This window comes from Actinomyces massiliensis 4401292 (genome assembly GCF_000269805.1).
GTDB classification, from domain to species: domain Bacteria; phylum Actinomycetota; class Actinomycetes; order Actinomycetales; family Actinomycetaceae; genus Actinomyces; species Actinomyces massiliensis.
Genome location: NZ_JH711481.1, coordinates 694,772 through 712,203 on the forward strand (window position 1 = coordinate 694,772; position 17,432 = coordinate 712,203).

Annotated in this window: 11 protein-coding genes; 6 read left to right on the forward strand and 5 right to left on the reverse strand. The window is 68.8% G+C overall.

Features of this window, described 5'->3' with window-relative positions; translation table 11 throughout:
• Nucleotides 1–132: 132 nt before the first annotated feature.
• The 3 genes from W5W_RS0102930 to W5W_RS0102940 form a co-directional block, all read right to left on the reverse strand.
• Nucleotides 133–1,149, reverse strand: a complete 1,017-nt coding sequence (locus tag W5W_RS0102930; protein WP_017194278.1) for a YwiC-like family protein — start codon at nt 1,147–1,149, stop codon at nt 133–135.
• A gap of 208 nt (nt 1,150–1,357) precedes the next feature.
• Nucleotides 1,358–3,040, reverse strand: coding sequence for a phosphoglucomutase (alpha-D-glucose-1,6-bisphosphate-dependent) (pgm, locus tag W5W_RS0102935; protein ID WP_017194279.1), 1,683 nt, complete (start codon nt 3,038–3,040; stop codon nt 1,358–1,360).
• 211 nt (nt 3,041–3,251) lie between these two features.
• The gene (locus W5W_RS0102940) at nt 3,252–4,076 is read right to left on the reverse strand and encodes a hypothetical protein (RefSeq protein WP_420794957.1); all 825 of its coding nucleotides are present in this window, start codon (nt 4,074–4,076) and stop codon (nt 3,252–3,254) included.
• 450 nt (nt 4,077–4,526) lie between these two features.
• Between W5W_RS0102940 and W5W_RS0102945 the strand changes: the two genes are divergently transcribed.
• The 6 genes from W5W_RS0102945 to W5W_RS0102970 all read left to right on the forward strand — a co-directional run bounded on the left by W5W_RS0102945 (nt 4,527) and on the right by W5W_RS0102970 (nt 12,430).
• Nucleotides 4,527–4,916 carry a Rid family detoxifying hydrolase gene (locus W5W_RS0102945; protein ID WP_029574038.1) on the forward strand — a complete coding sequence of 130 codons (390 nt, stop codon included), beginning with the start codon at nt 4,527–4,529 and terminating at the stop codon, nt 4,914–4,916.
• Nucleotides 4,917–5,106: 190 nt separating this feature from the next.
• Nucleotides 5,107–6,702, forward strand: coding sequence for a DUF5129 domain-containing protein (locus W5W_RS0102950; RefSeq protein WP_017194282.1), 1,596 nt, complete (start codon nt 5,107–5,109; stop codon nt 6,700–6,702).
• Between the two features lie 141 nt (nt 6,703–6,843).
• A complete protein-coding gene (locus W5W_RS0102955) occupies nt 6,844–8,451 on the forward strand; it encodes a DUF5129 domain-containing protein (RefSeq protein ID WP_017194283.1) in 1,608 nt (535 codons plus the stop codon).
• A gap of 283 nt (nt 8,452–8,734) precedes the next feature.
• Nucleotides 8,735–10,159 carry an ATP-binding protein gene (locus tag W5W_RS0102960; RefSeq protein ID WP_017194284.1) on the forward strand — a complete coding sequence of 475 codons (1,425 nt, stop codon included), beginning with the start codon at nt 8,735–8,737 and terminating at the stop codon, nt 10,157–10,159.
• A gap of 325 nt (nt 10,160–10,484) precedes the next feature.
• Nucleotides 10,485–11,480: a hypothetical protein gene (locus W5W_RS0102965; RefSeq protein WP_238533232.1), complete on the forward strand. Its 996-nt coding sequence runs from the start codon at nt 10,485–10,487 to the stop codon at nt 11,478–11,480.
• Nucleotides 11,481–11,554: 74 nt separating this feature from the next.
• Entirely contained in the window at nt 11,555–12,430 is an 876-nt protein-coding gene (locus W5W_RS0102970) for a DUF5926 family protein (RefSeq protein WP_017194286.1), read from the forward strand.
• Between the two features lie 113 nt (nt 12,431–12,543).
• On the opposite strand, the gene W5W_RS0102975 is transcribed toward W5W_RS0102970, so the two are convergent.
• Together W5W_RS0102975 and W5W_RS0102980 are read right to left on the reverse strand one after the other, a co-directional pair.
• On the reverse strand, nt 12,544–14,085 hold the full coding sequence (locus tag W5W_RS0102975) for an MFS transporter (RefSeq protein ID WP_017194287.1): 1,542 nt from the start codon (nt 14,083–14,085) through the stop codon (nt 12,544–12,546).
• On the reverse strand, nt 14,085–17,321 hold the full coding sequence (locus W5W_RS0102980) for a glycoside hydrolase family 2 TIM barrel-domain containing protein (protein WP_017194288.1): 3,237 nt from the start codon (nt 17,319–17,321) through the stop codon (nt 14,085–14,087). The genes W5W_RS0102975 and W5W_RS0102980 overlap by 1 nt, the downstream gene beginning before the upstream one ends.
• Nucleotides 17,322–17,432 lie beyond the last annotated feature (111 nt).

The window sequence follows — 17,432 nt, forward strand, 5'->3', positions numbered from 1 at the left end:
GTGCGGGGGCCGGCATGAAGACGAGTATGAAGACGGGGACAGGAGCAGAGTTCGGTGTATCAGGGGTCACAATTCTATTATGTGACTGAGCCGTGACCGGTGTGAAGGGCCTGTCCGTCCCGGGTGGCCCAGTCAGCCCAGTAGCAGGCCGAGCAGCACGAGCAGGGAGGCGACCACCTCGAGGCGTCCGACGAGTTTGACGGGCAGGAGCTTCCGCCCGCTGTCCATGCGTCTGCGCTGGAGCAGGGGAAGCGCGACGGCCCGCAGGAGCAGCAGAACCCAGACCAGCGCGTGCAGCCAGGACATGAGCCCGGCGGCCGCGCAGCCGAGTGCGGCCGCCGTCACCGCGGAGTGAAAGCCGACCGAGCCGATGATCATTCGCGGGTCACCGCGTCGGCGTATCATTGTCTTGACATAGGGGACTGCGCCGACGAAGTAGGCGGCGAGGAATCCGGTGAGCAGCCACATCCACGGCCAACCCGTCAACGAACCGTTCAGGCTCTGGCCGCGCAGCTCGCTCGCCTCCGGCCCCAGCCCGAGCCAGCCCCCGCGACCTCCGGTGCCCAGGTCGTAGACGACGAGAGCCATGAGGGACGCCGCCAGCGTGGTGACGCTCCCGGAGAGCAGAGAGCGCTCCTTGCCGCGCCACGACTGGTGAACCGCCACTGCTGCGAGCGGGACGAGAAGGAGCCCCCAGCCCACGAGGTAGGGGGCGCGGGCCAGGGAGATCAGCGCCAGGATTAGCGTGATCGCCGAGTAGACGGCCAGCGGCGTCCGCAGTGGAGCGCGCTTGCGGGGACTGCGGGTGCGCAGCCACTGGGTCAGCACCCAGTAGCTGAAGTAGGCGCTCCACCAGGCGGGCAGGACGACGGCGTCCATCCAGCTCCAGCCGCCTACGACGATGCCGACCACCGCCGGCAGTACGAGCATTCCCCATGCCCCGTGATAGTTGGGCACCCAACCGCGCTTGCCGCGCCGGCGCTTCTTCTTCGGCTTCTGCGGTGCGGCCGTCGGGACCCGGCGCGGCTGCCCGGCGTCGGAGGCGCTGCCGTCGGAGGCTGCGTTGGCGGCGTCAGTCGCACCGGCCGTGGCGGCCGCGTTGGCTGCACCGGCTGCGTCGGCCGGCTCAGTGGATGGCGAGTGGCTCACGCATGCGAGCCTAGAGAGGGGCGGGTAAGCGCCGCGACCATGGTGACGTCCCGTTAGCTCCCGCGTTCGCCCCCTCCAGATGTGCCCACACCTTCCAAATTGACATTCTCGAACGAGATCGACGGTGACACCGTCGATCTCGTTCGAGAATGTCGATCTCGACGCCGGAGCTCCGGTTGCGCAGGCCCGAGCGCGAGACCGCGAGCAGTCAGCCGCCCAGGGCGGCGGAGACGACCTTCTTGGCCTCCTCCTGGACGAGCGCCAGATGCTCGGCCCCCTTGAAGGACTCGGCGTAGATCTTGTAGACGTCCTCAGTGCCCGAGGGGCGCGCGGCGAACCAGGCGTCCTTGGTGGTCACCTTAAGCCCGCCGATGGGGGCGTCGTTGCCGGGGGCCCGCACGAGCCGGTCGATGATCGGCTCCCCGGCGAGCTCGGTGGCGGTGACGTCCTCGGGGGACAGGGCCGCGAGCTTCGCCTTCTCCTCCTTGGTGGCGGGCGCGTCGATCCGGGCGTAGGCGGAGGCGCCGAAGCGGGCCACCTGCTCCTCGTGCAGCTGCGAGGGCGTCTTGCCGGTGACGGCGATGATCTCGCTGGCCAGGAGAGCCAGGATGATGCCGTCCTTGTCCGTGGTCCACACGGTGCCGTCCTTGCGCAGGAAGGAGGCTCCCGCGCTCTCCTCGCCGCCGAAGCCGACGGAGCCGTCGATGAGTCCGGGCACGAAGTACTTGAATCCGACGGGCACCTCAATGAGCGTGCGCCCCATGGCCGCCACCACCCGGTCGATGAGGCTGGAGGAGACCAGGGTCTTGCCCACCGCGCAGCCCTCGGGCCACTCGGGCCGGTGGGTGAAGAGGTACTCGATGGCCACGGCCAGGAAGTGGTTGGGGTTCATCAGCCCGCCGTCGGGGGTGACGATGCCGTGGCGGTCGGAGTCGGCGTCATTCCCGGTGGCGACGTCGTAGGGGGTCTTGCCCTCGGCGTCGGGCGTCATCTTCCCCCGCAGGGAGGCCATGGCGTTGGGGGAGGAGCAGTCCATGCGGATCTTGCCGTCCCAGTCCAGGGTCATGAAGTGCCAGGCCGGATCCACCTCGGGGTTGACCACCGTGAGCTCGAGACCGTAGCGCTCGCCGATGGCGCCCCAGTAATCGACGGAGGCGCCGCCCAGCGGATCAGCCCCGATGCGCACGCCCGCCTCCCGGATGGCGTCCAGATCGATGACGTTCTCCAGGTCAGCGACGTAGGTCTCGAGATAGTCGTGCTTGATGACGTGAGGGTCGTCGAGGGCGGTGGCGATCGGCGTGCGCGGCACATCGCGCCAGCCGCCGGCCAGCAGCTCGTTGGCGCGGTCCGCGATCCATCCGGTGGCATCCGAGTCCGCGGGGCCGCCGTGCGGCGGGTTGTACTTGAAGCCGCCATCGCGCGGCGGGTTGTGGGAGGGGGTGATGACGATGCCGTCGGCCAGGCCCGGGCCGGTGGTGCGCACGCCCGCCTCGGTGCCGGCGCCGTTGGCCCGCAGGATGGAGTGCGAGACCGCCGGGGTGGGCGTGTAGGAGCCGCGGGCGTCGACGGCGGTCGTGACCCCGGCTGCAGTGAGAACCTCGATGGCGGTGCGCCAGGCGGGCTCGGACAGCCCGTGGGTGTCGCGGCCGAGGTAGAGGGTGCCGTCGGTGCCCTGGGAGCGCCGGTACTCGATGATCGCAGCGGTGATCGCCACGATGTGGGCCTCGTTGAAGGCGGTGTCCAAGGAGGAGCCGCGGTGGCCCGAGGTGCCGAAGACCACCTTCTGGGCCGGGACCGCGGGGTCGGGGACGAGGTCGTAGTAGGCGGAGACGACCTCGTCGATGTTGACGAGGTCTTCGGGCTGTGCTGGCTGTCCTGCGCGTGGATGCATGACGGCAGTGTGTCACTGATCACGGAGCGTGTCTCGAGAATCCCGAAAGTCGGACGCGTGATTTTGACGTGACGTTCTCGCACCGTTCTGCTCCGGCTCTTCTTCCCGTTTCAGCCGGCCGTTGCGACCCGCGCCGTCGGGGGTCGTCTGATGTGGTCGGCCGCCGTCGGAGTGCCGTCTGCTTCCGTCGTCCTGCCTGGGCCCGGCCGGTTCAGCTGATCCCGTCGACCAGCCACGGCAGCACGTTGCGCCTGGTGGCGACCCACAGCTCGGCGCGAGTCACCCTGCCCCGGGTCACGACCAGTGAGCCCTGCAGGATGTGGGGGACGTCGTGGAACTGCCGGTAGCTCTCGCCGGCGTCGACGGCGACCCGGCCCTTGCCCAGCAGGTGCAGGCGGACGGTGGGGCGCTGCGGGTCCGCCGTGAGGGCGGCCGTCACCCGGGGCGGGAGCCCCTGCGGCAGGATCAGGCCGACGTCGGCGGCGTTCTCGGCGGGATCCTGGCTCACGGCCGCGACGAGGACGTCCAGGTGACTGTCGTCCACGACCTGGAGGAGCGATCTCCCCTGGTCGGTGTCCACGCATAGGCGGGTCCAGTCCACGGCGCCGCGCGCCCGGTCCCGCTCGGAGGCGACGACCTGATGCAGCGAGCCGTTCTCGTCCCCGCTGCCGCCGGCCAGGTGCTCACGGTCCTCCCGGCGGTGCAGGAACGCGACCGACATGATGCTGGGCAGGCGGATGCCGTGGATGTGAGCGAGCTCGGCGACGTCGAGGGGCAGGTCCGGCCGGCTGGAGGTGTCGAAGCCGTCGGTCCTGATTTTCTTGCGCTGCGCCCGGGTGTGGCCGAAGGGCGAGTACTTCCAGGTGGTGCCCAGCAGCAGAGTGGAGGCCTTGCGCGCATGCGGACGGGTCGCCATGGCCGTGCCCAACTCCCGTTGGAACCGCGACCCGGTGAACCGGGCTCCTCTCCGGATGCCGCCGGGCAGGGCGCCGCGCACAGTCTCATCGGCTCGTCGTGCTGCCCGGGAGGCGACCATGGATGCCGCTTGCCCGCCGGCTTGCGCCAGCTTCCCGACGGTGCGCTGCGCCTGTTCGCGCCGGTCCTCATGAGGGGTGCCCACGGCTGCGTCTCCTCGCTCTCCTCAGTGGTTGGTACCCAGATTCCGCTCCGCCGGTTTCCGACGGGCGGGGCGCGGGGCGGTGTCGGGGTGAGCACAGGCTATCCGTCGGTCGTGCGCAGCGAGTGTGGGCGACTGGCCGCCCACTGAGCCCGCACCAGAGCCGGGCCGCCCGGCGGTAAGGTGGCTGCGTTAACAGTTATGCGTTAACAGTTCACAGCAGCCGCTCGCCCGGTTCAGCACCCGCCATCGCCTAGGAGCTCCCCTTTGTCCGCATCCGTCGACCCCACCGGTTCTGCCGCCTCTGCAGCCTCCACCGATTCCGCCACTCCTGCAGCCTCCGCCGCCCCCGCAGCCTCGGTCACCGCCGTGTCCACCGCCGCCGCACCCGCCGCCGCCGGGCCCTACTCCCAGGCCGTGTCCACAGGGTCCACCGGGTCCACAGGGTCCACCGTATACATCTCTGGTCAGGTGCCTCTGGATCCCGCCACCGGTGCGCTCGTCGAGGGCGGCATTCAGGCTCAGGCCGAGCGGGTGCTGACCAACATCGGGGCGATCCTCGAGGCGGCCGGCCTGAGCTACGCCGACGTCGTCAAGACCACTGTCCTGCTGGCCGATATCGCCGACTTCAAGGCCGTCAACGAGGTCTACGCCCGCTTCTTCACCGGACCGGTGCTGCCCGCCCGCGCCGCCTTCGCCGTCGCCGGCCTCCCCCTGGGGGCGAGGGTCGAGATCGAGGCGGTCGCTCTCCGGCCCTGAGACGGCGGGCGGACTGCACCTTCCCGCGTCGAGATCGACATTTTCGGACGAAGGCGACGGTGCCACCGTCGATCTCATTCGAAAAAGTCGACCTCGACGCAGAGGGCACGCACGGGGGCGCGTGTTACCCGGGCAATTCTCCCCATGCGGGGCGCCCCGCGCGCAGCGGTGGCCGACTACCGTTGAGGCGGTGAACGACACACTGATCCGCTGGGGCGGCTCCCGCGCCGTCGTGTCCTTGTCCCTCAAGATCATCGTCATCCTCCTGCTCGTGGGCGGGGTGCCGTTGCTGGCCTTCTGGCCCTTCGGGAAGACGCATGCGCCCACCGTGGAGGTCTACGACGAGGCCAACGTGCTCCAGGACAACGGAACCGCCTCCTCCCTGGAGAACCTGCGTTTCCGCAAAGACGTGAAACTCGTCGTCGTCACCCTGGATGCCGGCTACAACGACAATTTCAACAGCGCGGTGCTGGCCTACGCGCGCCAGGACCACCCGGAGTGGATCAGCGCCTCCAACCCCAACTATTGGGCGGACGGCACGGTCATCCTCGGGGTCTCGCCGAAGGGCAGATGGACCGGCTGCTATTTCGGCGAGGACGTCAAAGTCGACCTGGCCATTCAGCAAGAAATCCAGGACGCGGGCAAGGACTCCTTCCGTCAAGGCCTGTGGGCGCCCGGCGTCGAGCGGATGGCCGCCCGCACCGCCGACGTCATAGGGCGTCCGATCCCCTCCGATACCGCAGCGGTCATCATCTCCGGGATCGGAGCAATCGGCGGCCTCGCGCTGGGGGTTGTGATGCTCGTGAGGCGCAGCGATGCACGGGAGGCCTTCACCCGAGCCCGGCGCCACTACACCCAGGTCACCACCGACTACGAGGGCACCCAGATCAAGGCCGGTCTCATTCCCACCGACGACGCCCACGGCGCTCAGATCCTGGCCCGTTTCGCCTGGTTCGAGGACCGTTACGCCGAGTTGACCCGGGCTTTCTACGACTTCGGGGAGCCCCGCAGGGCCGAGTGGTTCGAGTGGGACCGCAAGACGGATGCCGAGAGGCTCGAGGTTCGGGCCGCCGCACTCGACTCCCTCGACGACGCCATCTCCAACGCCTCCGACCTGCTGACCATGTCCCAGAGCTGGCGGGAGGCCTGGCGCAATGAGCAGGGGCCGGTCCGCGAGGACCTGGCCTCCTTCCGGAAGCTGTGCTCCTCGGTGCAGGCCAAGGGCGAGCTCGATATCACCCAGGAGCGCATTTGGCTGAAGGCGAGCTTGGACCGGATGGCGGCCATGACCAATGAGATGGAGGCGGGGGCGCTGTCGCCCTCGGCGGCGCTCGACGAGCTGGACACCATCTCTCAGGATGTGCGTACCCGGGCCGAATCTTTGGCGAGGCGGGCGCTGAAGGCAGACACCTCCTCCTACCGAAATGGCCGTCTGCACCGATACGAGTCCTCGCAGAGTAGAAGGGTGCGCAACAGCGATGCCTATGCGGGCTGGTGGCTGTTCGATGGGCACCGCATCTCCTACGACCCGGCGTCGACCATTCGCATCAACCCGTCCTCCGTGGGCGCCAACGCCTCCGGAGTGCATTGGACCGGTGCGGGATCGGCGTCCCACTTCTCGACGCCGATCGCCGATCTCGTCACCGGGTACAGCTCGGCGGCGAATTGGCAGCCGCCGTCGTCCTCCTCGTCCTCCTCCTTCTCCGACTCGGGCGGTTTCTCCGGTGGTGGCGGTTTCTCCGGCGGCGGGGACTTCTCCGGCGCCGGGTCGAGTTCGCATTTCTGAGCGGCTGCTTCTCTGGGCGGGCCGAGGTGGACGAGATCGACATTTTCGGACGAAGGCGACGGTGACACCGTCGATCTCGTTCGAGAATGTCGATCTCGACGGGGCGGGCGCAAGGAGAGAGCGAAGAGAGGAACGGCCGTCATGAAGATGCTCGTGAAGACGCTGGGAGAGCGGTTCGGCGGTTGGCGGGCCATCGGCGCTCTCAGTGCCAAGATCGCGCTGGGGATTGCCCTCATCGTGCTGCCGATCCTGGCCGTCTGGCCGTTCGGAGGTCCGTACACCCCGCGGGTCGAGGTTGATGACGAGGCCGGAGTCCTGCACCTGCAGGTCGACGCCGTCAGGGACGCGCTTGAACAGGTCACCTTCCGCAGGGATGTCGACCTGGTGGCCCTCACGTTGGACGTCCCTTACGAGAGCAACTTCGATTCCGCGGTGCACGACTATGCGACGCAGAAGCATCCGGAGTGGTTCGAGCCCGACCGGCGCACTGTCGTCCTGGCGGTCTCGCCCTCCGGGAGGTGGGTCGGCTGCTACTTCTACGGCAGACTCTCCAGACTCTCCTCCAACGGGAAGGCCATGAGCACCATTCAGGAGGCCGGTAAGGACGCTCTTCGGGCGGGCGACTGGACGGGCGGATTCGAGGCTGCTGCGAGGGAGTCCGCGAGCCTGATCGGGCGCCCGGTCACGACCTTCCAACCGTACATGTGGGTCGGGCTCATCGTCCTTGCGGGGATCGCCTGGCTCTCCGTACTGACCTGGATCGCCCGGAGCGGCATGAGCGCTTTCGAACGGGCCCGCCGCCACCGCGATCGAGCCGCCCGGGAATACGAGGGCGTCCGGCTCAATGCCCGGACGATGCCGCAGAATGAGCACCATTGCGCCCAGGTGCTCAGGCGCTTTGAGCGGCTCGATGGGACCCGCGCCGAACTTTCCCGGGATTTCGCCGACTTCGGTTCGCCGCGCGGCGCTCAATGGTGGACGCGTGAGATGCGCTCGAAGGCGCGGGATCTGGAGAAGCGAGCGGCCGATCTCGACTCGGCCGGCAGCGCCGTTGCCAACGCATCGGCGCTGTTCGCGCGGAGCCCGGGCTGGGAGGCCGCCTGGAGCAATGAGCAGGGGCTGCTGCGCGAGGATCTGGCGAACTTCGATGCGCTGTGCATTAGAGCGACGAGCTCGCGTCTATCCGTGGATGAAAGCCGTTTGAACACGGAGATCTATACCTCGCAAGTCTGGGTGCGCAAGCAGATGCGCGTCCTGGATCAGACGACGGCCGAGCTGTCCTCGGGCGAGTTGCAGCCCGCCGAGGCCCTGGACCGGCTCGACTCGCTCTCGAGCGAGATCCGGTCCAAGGCCGAGCAGTTCGCCGCGTACGCGATCTCGTGCGATCACTCGCGCAGGGCTGCGGATCGCAGCCGGGTGCTCAACGAGAAAATACGGGAGTGGCAGCGCAGCCGCTTCGGCTATTCGGGCACATGGAGTCTCGATGAGGTGGAGGGCTCGTACGATCCGTCCTCGACCATTCGCGTCAACCCGTCCTCGCCCGGCATCGACGATTCGGACTGGGACGGTGCGGACGACCAGTCCGCACCGGCGCCGAATGCGGTCCCACTGTTCTCGTTGTCGATCGCGGGCCTCGTCGAGGTCTACAAGGAGGCGTCGACATGGTCGCCCTCCAGTGACTGGACCTATGGTGGTGGCGGGGGCGGTTTCTCCGGCGGCGACGGCGGCGGGAGCAGCTCGCACTTCTGAGCGGGCTGGTTGGGCTGAGCGGGCTGGGCGAACCGGTTCGGCCCCCGCCGCGCCCGGCTGCGTGCGTTCCCCCTCTTGCGTGCGCGCTCCCCCTGTCGAGGTCGACTTTTTCGAACGAGATCGACGGTGGCACCGTCGATCTCGTTCGAAAAAGTCGACCTCGTGGGTGGCCTCGACAGTGCGCTCGGCTATCCGTGCGCGCCGCACTAGTAGCTCGCGCACGCCGCTAGCAACTACTGTCAACCTACTGACAATTACTGTTAACCTATTTACAGTAGAACTCGTGGACAAGATCGATCTTGACTCGCTGCTCGGCCTCGACGCGGAGGCCAGAGGCGCACGGCTCGTCTCCGCATCGGAGTCGCAGTGGTTCGAGCGCAAGGCGTTCCGCATCAATGCCAAGAAGCTCGCCGCTGCGGTCATCGGTATGGCGAACGCCGAGGGCGGGCTTGTCGCCGTCGGACTGAGCCAGGGTCGGGTCGAGGGCGTCGATGCCGATCCCCGACAGGTCAACCGCCTGCGTCGCGCGCCCCTCGAGCTCATCGACCCCCCGCTGCTGCTGCGCATCGAGGAGATCGACGTCGTCAACGACGAGGGGGCCGCCGACCATGTGCTCCTGTTCTCCGTGGCGCCCAGCCAGCACGCGCATCAGCGCACTGATGGCGAGGCATTCATCCGCGCGGGCGACTCGACGATCTCCTTGAGTCGTACAGCCTGGCAGGAGCTCGTCTACGACCGGGAGGCGGACAGCTACGAGGCGCAGCCGGCGCCGGTCGGCGTGGAGGAGCTCAGCGCCGAGCGGGTGGACCGGCTCCGTCGAGATATCAATGCCGTGGGAGATGACGCGCACGTGCTGCGCGCCAGGAGCCTCGTCACTGTTGATGACAGACTGACAGTAGCGGGCCTGCTGCTCCTCGGTGAGCACCCCCAGCTGTCCTTCCCCCATGCCCTGGTGCGGGTGCTGCGCTACCAGGCCGATGAGACCGGCGTCGGTTCGAGACAGACGATGGTTGCGGACGGCGACCGGCGTCTGGAGGGGGCGATTCCGGACGTCATCGACGCCGCCCTCGCGCTCGTCGATGAGTGGGCCCCGCGTCGTCGAGCTCTGAGGGCCGACGGACGCTTCGGCCCCGTTGACGTCATCCCGAAGGAGGCGTGGATGGAGGCGATCGTCAACGCCGTCGTCCACCGCTCCTACTCGATGGCCGGCGATCACATCCGGGTTTCGATCTTCCCGCACCGGATAGAGGTCTCCTCGCCCGGGCGCTTTCCGGGACTGGTCGATCCCTCCGACTCCCTCAAGATCGCCCGATACGCTCGGAATCCGCGCATTGCGCGCGTGTGCTCCGACCTCGGCTACGCCCAGGAGCCCGGCGAGGGAATCCGCCGCATGGTGGGCGAGATGCGGCAGTCGGGGCTGAGCGATCCCGTCTACCACCAGACCTCCACGAGCGTCATCGTCAGACTCGACGCCGCCACTCGAGTCGCGGAGTCGGTTGCCGAACGGGTTGGGAAGGATGCGCTGGACGTCGTATCCCTGCTCCGATCGACCGGGCCGCTCGGTACCGCTGATATTGCGATGGCAATGGGCGTGACTCGGCAGACCGCGCTCAAGCGGCTCAAAGCGCTGCGGGAAGAGGGAATGGTCGAACGCGATGGTCGGTCTCCCCGTGATCCTCGGGCGACGTGGAGGGTTGCCGGGGCGTGACGTGCGCCTGGAGCGCCTGAGCCGCGCTCGGCTGCGGGTGCCCGCGTACGCCCCCTTCTTGCGTGCGCGCCCCCTGCTTGCGCGCGCCCCCGCGTCGAGATCGACATTCTCGAACGAGGGCGACGGCGCCACCGTCGATCTCGTTCGAGGATGTCGATCTCGTGTCTACCTCATGGTCTGCCTCGCCGAGGCGGGTGTGGGCGGGCGTGATGAGGCGTACAGGGCTCCTATAGGGCTCTTACAGGGCTCCACAGGGGCGTGTGCTGCGGGCGGTTGAGCACCGAGTGTGGAGGGGGCGGACGCTCGGGGCGCCCTGGACCTCATCATGAATAGATTGAGCCACAACACCTTCGCCTCGCGTCCCGGTCTCCCCGCCCGCGGTCGCTGCGGTCCCACTCCGGTCGTCCGCCTGGTTTCGGAGTACACGGGTCTGAGCGGCGTGCGGCTGGAACGCGACGACGCCTGGCGCCGGGTCGCCCCCGGTGTCTACGTCTCCGCTGGTGAGTGGCGTCAGGCCACTGCGGACGAGCGCCATCTGGCTCTGGTCGATGCTGCCGCCCGCAGGCAAGGCGCAGACGGCGACGGCAGCCGGGAGCTCGTCCTCGCCGGCGCATCGGCGGCGCTCGTGCTGGGGCTGCCGGTGGTGGGGCGCGTGCCCGGGCGCGTGCAGTGCCTCGGTCGCAAAGGGGATCGCAGACGCACCTCCCTGCTTCAGCGGCGCATCCGCCGGGCGCCCGTCGTCCTGGTGGGCACGCGCCGCACCACCGACGTCGCTACGACCTGCATCGACTTGGCCCGTTGGGGAGGACTGGTCCAGGGCGTGGCCGCCATGGACCACGCCCTGCACCACGGCCTGTGCGCGCCCGATGACCTCGCCGCCGCTCTCGAGGGGCTTCCCGCACGTGCCCGCGGCCTGCGTGTCGCCCGCATCGCCGTGCGTCTGGCCGATCCCTTGGCGGAATCGCCCGGGGAATCCCTCTCGCGCGTGCGGATGTGGCAGGCGCGGATTCCGCGCCCGGTGCTCCAGAAGGAGATCTGGACCGAGGCCGGCATGGCCCGCACCGACTACTTCTGGCCCGAGGCCGTGGCCGCGCCCCACCCCGTCGCGGAGTTCGACGGCGATGCGAAGTATCACCGGGAGGTTTCCGGGCATGCCGTCGAGGAGACGGTTCTCGCAGAGCGCAGGCGCGAGCGGGCGCTGTGGCGCCTGGGCTTCCCCATGGCGCGCTGGACGTGGGCCGACGCCTGGTACAACAGCGGCGCCCGCATGCTCGCCGAGCTCGCCGCCGTCGGCGTGAGACCCGGTATCGCTCGATGGTGAACGGTTCGTGTACGGCTCGGCGAGGTCGACGCCGGTGCGCCGTTGTCGTCGCCCCGCCCGGTAGTCTGGCCGGCATGTCGAAGAAGAATCGCCAGAAACGTCGCGCCGACGTCGCGACCAAGACACCCAAGAAGAAGCAGATCCCGTTCGTGGCCCGCCCCTTCGAAGGACTCGCGGGCGAGCAGGACCTGGTCGCCATGATGCAGATCCTCCCCGCCGCCACCATGGTCGTGCGGTTGAACGCCGAGCACGGCGGGGGCGACATCCGGCTCGTCACCCTGCTGCCCGAACTCGCCCAGGCCCTCAAGCGCGCCGATGGCGAGGTCCTGGTGGCGATGCAGACCAGCATGCACTCCGGCGACGCCAGCCGCGATGTCGCCGCCGCTCTGCTGGAGGCCCTCGAACTGGACGCCGGAACCGCGCTGACGGCCAGCGGCCTGCCCGAGCCCGGTGAGCGGCTTCAGGACATCCTCGACTCCAAGACCGCCCCGCAGCTCGATGTGCGCGAGACCTTCGACTTCTGGCTCGACTCCGAGACCGCGGAGAATCCGGAGGTGCTGCGCTCGCTGGAGGAGGCCAAGGAGGAGATCGCCCCGACCGCGCCCGTGCCCGGCGTCGAGCATGCCTACTGGTGCCGTATGAACGGCAAGGAGTTCGTGCGCTGGGTGCGCGGCGAGGACGAGGATGCCTTCTTCAACGCGTTCGCGCGCGTGCACGCGGTCCGCGAGTCCGACCTCGAGGAGGGGGCCCGCTTCGTCGGCGCCTTCCGCGCCTGCGGTCTGGCCATCCCCGTGTGGGAGCTGGTTCCGGGCACCGAGGCCGAGGAGCTGACCGAGTCCATGCGGGCGATGGCCGAGCGCTTGGACGCCGCCCTGGCCGACGACGCCCCGCTGGACGCCGCCGCTCGCCGCGCCAAGGCCGGCATCATCTCGCGGCAGGTGAACCTGTGAATCTGTGAGGACGGCGGCGGCGCCGCGCCCCTCGAGATAGACATTTTCGAACGAGATCGACGGTGCCACCGCCAACCTCGTTCGAAAATGTCAATCTCGACGCCGGGGGCTGCTCAGTCCGGGTCGGCTGCGCCGTCTGCTGCGCCGCCCGCTGAGCCATCTGCTGCGCCGCCCGCTGCACCGCCTGCTGGGCTGTCTGCCTCGCTGCCGCCCTCGGCGGCGAGTTCGGCGCGCAGGCGCTCGTTGGCCTTCTCCACATCGAGCCGCCACAGCAGCAGGAGGATGACCCCGTTGGCGATCGCGGGAATCCACAGGTACATGAAGTAGAGCATGGAGATCGTCGAGGCCGGCTGCACATCGGCATTGGCGACGTACCCGCTGGAGGCCAGTAGCCAGCCCGCCATGGCCGTCCCCACGCCCCCGCCGACCTTCACTCCCAGTGACGTGCAGGAGAACATGATCCCGTCGATGCGCTTGCCGCTGCGCAGATAGGTGTACTCCGAGGCCTCGGCGATGAGGGCGTTGAGCGTGCCCTGCAACGGGCTCATGCCGATGGAGGCCAGGGCCGTGAAGGCGAGCATGAGCGGGACGCTGCCCAGGTAGCCGGCGACCACCACCCCCAGGCGCCCGGCGACGGCGATCGCGTAGCCGGTGGTGGTCACGCTCTGCATCCGGCCGAACCGGGAGACGATCGCGGGGGTGAGCACCAGACCCGCGATGAGCGGGACGTTGATCGCCCAGGCGAAGGGGCCCAGCAGGTTGGCGTCCTTCAGGATGTAGGTCATGAAGTAGATGCCCATGTTGAGGGTCGCGGTGAACACCTGGGTCAGGACGAAGACGACCAGGATGATGAGGTAGTACCGGTTCCCCAGGAGCAGCCGGGCGGACTCCCGGGCGCTGAGCTTGTCGGCATCGTCAGCGCCTTCGGCCTTGTCACGCGCCTCATCGCGGTCTTCATCGCTTCCCCCGTCACGGCTCCCGGTCTCCCGATCCGCCTCGGTCTCGGGGCGGTCCTCGAGCTCGTCATCGGGCAGCTCCCGCACGGACATGACGGACAGCGTGTTGGCCGCCAGCCCGATGACCGCGTAGATGATCGCGATGGCGCGCCATCCCTGCTCGCCGCCGCCGAAGAGCTCGACGCCCTCGACGGTCACGGTCTGGATGAGCAGGCTCGTGCTGAAGGCGAAGATGAACCGGATCGAGCCCATTTGGACGCGCTCGGCGCTGTTCTTGGTGATGAGCGCCGTCAGCGTGGAGTACGCGATGTTGTTCGCGGTGAAGAAGCCCGCGTTGAGCAGGGTGTAGGTGATGAAGAACCACGCGTACTTGGCGTTGTCCCCCAGGGTCGTGGGGATCGCGAAGACCGCGATGATCAGGGCGGCGCATCCGAAGAACGCCCACAGCATCCACGGCCGGGCCCGGCCCATGCGGGTGCGCGTCCTGTCGATGATGGCGCCGAAGAAAATATCGGACGCCCCGTCGAAAATGCGCGCGACCATCATGAGGGTGCCGATCACCCCCGCGTTGAGGCCGGCCGTGTCCGTCAGGTAGATCATGACGAAGGCCGACAGGAGCGCGTACACCACGTTCCCGGCGATATCGCCAGAGCCGTAACCGACTTTGTTGTACCACTTCAGGTACTTCTTCTCGTTCATCAGTTCACCTCGTTGTGTGCTGAGTTGGAGATCGGGGAGGAGATGAGGGGCAGGAGGATCAGGTCGAGGCCGAGCGCGTCCTTATCGACCCGGTAGTCGGGCCGGAGCTCAGGACCGCAGCTGGCCGAGCCGATGCCCGCCATGGCGCCGTCGAGGCACAGGACGGTGCTTCCGCACGGCGACAGCTCGGCGTCGTGGGCGGTTTCGGTCAATTCCTCCTGGGTGTAGGCGGAGACGTTGAAGGAGAAGGGCCGCAGCCCGACGGCGGTCAGCTCCAGGGCGCCGTCGGTCAGGGCGACGTAGTCGCAGTCGGCGCGGCTGCCGCTCTCCTGGGGGCGGATGCAGCCCTCGTGGAGTTCGGCGACCGTCGTCCTGAACTCGTCGTGATGGCAGGAGCGGCGCTTGTCGACATAGCTCTCCCCCGGTCCCAGGCCGTAGTAGGCGACCTGATGCATGCTGTTCGGCAGGAAGAGCCGCAGGCCGAAGCGCGGCAGGCAGGGGAAGCCCTCGGATCTGCGTGCGCGCAGATTCACGGCGAGTTCTCCCGATTCGGTGACCGTCCAGATTGCGTGGACCCTGAGCGCCGGCTGGAGTGCGGCAGCGGCCACGGACATCTCGGCATGGAGGGCGACTGCGCCTCGCCGGCGGATGATCCGCGTCGAACAGGCCTGCGCGCCGGCGCGGTCGTACCCGGCCCGCTCCCACTGCAGGCGGATGTGACGGTCGTTGTCGGTGGGGGCCCGCCAGATGTTGAGCTCCATAGGGCGCTCCAGCAGCTCCCGGTCGCCGACCCGCAGGGAGCGCGGCAGGCCGCTGCGGGTGTCGACCACGACGGTCAGGTCGCCTCCCGTCAGAGTCGTCTCGCAGCCGTCCCGAACGGCATCGGCGGCATCGGCGGCACTGCCTGCACCGACTGCACTGCCTGCATCGGCGGCATCGGCGGCACTGCCTGCACCGACTGCACCGGCGGTGTCCGAGTACCCGACGGCGCCATTGGGGCGCGCTGCGACGTCCGCACCCGCCTCCAGGGCCTCCGCCACCGGCCCCAGGGCCTTCGCCACCGCCCGGTGGCGGGGGTCGGCGTTGGCCAGGGGGATCTCGTCGAAGCCGAGCTCATGTCCGGGCTCGAGCAGCGGGACCTGTCGCCGCAGCCGGGAGGTGATGAGCAGGTGGCAGCGTCCGGCGTCCGGCACGGCCGGTGCGCAGCGCAGCGTCACGATGCTGTGCGGCGGGACGGGGCCGGGAAGCTCCAGCGGCCCGGAGTCCACGATGGCGCCGTCGCAGCGGACCTCGTAGGACAGCCGGACGTACTGGTCGAGGTCAGTGAAATCGAGGTCGTTGCGAAGGGTCACCAGCCCGCGCTCCTGGTCGTAGCCGACCACCCGAGCGGGGCGCTGGACGTTCTTGAGCTCCAGGAGCCCCGCATGCGGAGTGCGGTCGGGCGCGACCAGCCCGTCGACGCAGAAGTTGCCGTCATGGACGGCCTCGCCATGGTCGCCCCCGTACAGATGGATCTCCCGGCCCGCCTCGTCGTGGCCCGCCAGAACCGTGTGATCGCACCACTCCCACACGAAGCCCCCGCACGCGTGCTCGTCGGCGAGAATGATCTCCCAGTAGTCCTCGAGGTCCCCGGGGCCGTTGCCCATGGCGTGGCAGTACTCCACCAGGATGAAGGGCTTGTCCGGGTCGGAGCCGAGGTAGTCGCGGACCTCCTCCAGGGACGGGTACATCCGGGAGTACAGGTCGATGTTGGAGTAGTCGTAGCTGCGCTTGGAGTCGCGGTAGTAGGCGCTCTCGTAGTGCGTGACCCGGGTGGGGTCGGTCTGCTTCATCCAGGCCAGCGCCGCCTCGAAGGTGCAGCCGTAGGCGCATTCGTTGCCCGCCGACCAGGAGATGATGCACGGCCGGTTCCGCTCCCGGATCACGCAGCTGCGCACCCGATCGAGCGTGGCCTCCGTCCAGGCCGGGTTGTCCGCGATCGGCTCGTTCCAGTGCTCGACCTGGTTGTCCCAGGAGGGGTCAGCCAGGAAACGGGACTGGGTTCCGTGGCTCTCGTTGTCGGCCTCGGACATGACGACGAACCCGTACTCGTCGCACAGCTGGTAGAAGCGGGGGTCATTGGGGTAGTGGGAGCTGCGCACCGCGTTGATGTTGTGCCGCTTCATGAGGGCCAGGTCGCGCTCCATGTGCTCCAGGTCGACCACAGGCCCGGTGGTGGGGTCGGAGTCGTGGCGGTTGACGCCGCGCAGGGTCAGAGGCCGCCCGTTCAGGCGCAGGACGGCATCGACGACATCGACCTGGCGCAGCCCCACCCGATCGGTGATCACCTCGTGCTCCGTTGAGATGGTCAGCGTGTAGAGGTAGGGGTCCTCGGGGGTCCACGGGTGGGGGTCGGGCACTCGCAGCACGGCGCCGTAGGTGAGTCCGGAGTCGTCCTCGGCCGGGGCGAGCGCGCTCTCGGCCACAAGGGCGCCCCCGGCGTCGTGCAGATGCAGCGCGGTGGGCGTGAACCCCCCGCGGAAGGAGCCGAGCACGGTGACGGCGGCGGCGTCGGGGGTCAGGGCGGTGGTGGTGACGTAGTCGAAGAGCGCTGAGCGGGGGCGCGACAGGAGGTAGACGTCGCGGAAGATCCCGGAGGTGCGGAACTTGTCCTGGTCCTCCAGGTAGGTGCCGTCGCACCACTTGAGCACCAGGATGGCCAGGCGGTTGGTGCCCGGCTCGATGACCTCGGTGACGTCGAACTCGCTGGTGGCGTGGGAGACTTGGCTGTAGCCGACGTACTGGCCGTTGAGCCACACGTAGAAGCAGGAGTCCACCCCCTCCAGGACCAGGTAGGTCTGCGGCGCGTCCGGGTCCGGCGCGTACTCGACGTCGCGCAGGTAGATCCCGCAGGGATTGTCCTGGGGCACGAAGGGCGGATCGAAGGGGATGGGGTAGCGGACGTTGGTGTACTGGTGCCGGTCGTACCCCAGGTGCTGCCAGGTGCTGGGCACGGGCACCCGATCCATGCCGTCCAGCGGGACGTCGCGCCCCCAGAAGGGCTCGGTCACCTGGTGGATGCTCGGATGGTAGGTGAAGGCCCACTGGCCGTTGAGGAGATGAACGCGGTCGGAGCGCTCGCGTGCGCGGGGGCCGGGAGTGATGGCCGTGGAGGCGGGCAGATAGTAGGCCCGCGGCGGCAGGGTGTTCTCGTGGAGGGTCTCGAGGTCCTCGTAGTGCCTGGGAACGATCGTCATTGGTGCTCCTGGGTATGCGGTTGGGGAGGCGCTGTCGGGACTGGTGGGCACGGCAGTCCCGACAGCGCCGGCTCGCACCTCTCGCGGGCCGGGGCCGGCAGCACGCAGGGC

Excerpts from the sequence above, each read along its gene's own strand:
- pgm (WP_017194279.1), bottom strand. The coding sequence starts at position 3,040 with ATGCATCCACGCGCAGGACAGCCAGCACAGCCCGAAGACCTCGTCAAC.
- W5W_RS0102940 (WP_420794957.1), bottom strand. The coding sequence starts at position 4,076 with ATGGTCGCCTCCCGGGCAGCACGACGAGCCGATGAGACTGTGCGCGGC.
- W5W_RS0102955 (WP_017194283.1), top strand. The coding sequence starts at position 6,844 with ATGAAGATGCTCGTGAAGACGCTGGGAGAGCGGTTCGGCGGTTGGCGG.
- W5W_RS0102965 (WP_238533232.1), top strand. The coding sequence starts at position 10,485 with ATGAATAGATTGAGCCACAACACCTTCGCCTCGCGTCCCGGTCTCCCC.
- W5W_RS0102970 (WP_017194286.1), top strand. The coding sequence starts at position 11,555 with ATGTCGAAGAAGAATCGCCAGAAACGTCGCGCCGACGTCGCGACCAAG.
- W5W_RS0102975 (WP_017194287.1), bottom strand. The coding sequence starts at position 14,085 with ATGAACGAGAAGAAGTACCTGAAGTGGTACAACAAAGTCGGTTACGGC.
- W5W_RS0102980 (WP_017194288.1), bottom strand. The coding sequence starts at position 17,321 with ATGACGATCGTTCCCAGGCACTACGAGGACCTCGAGACCCTCCACGAG.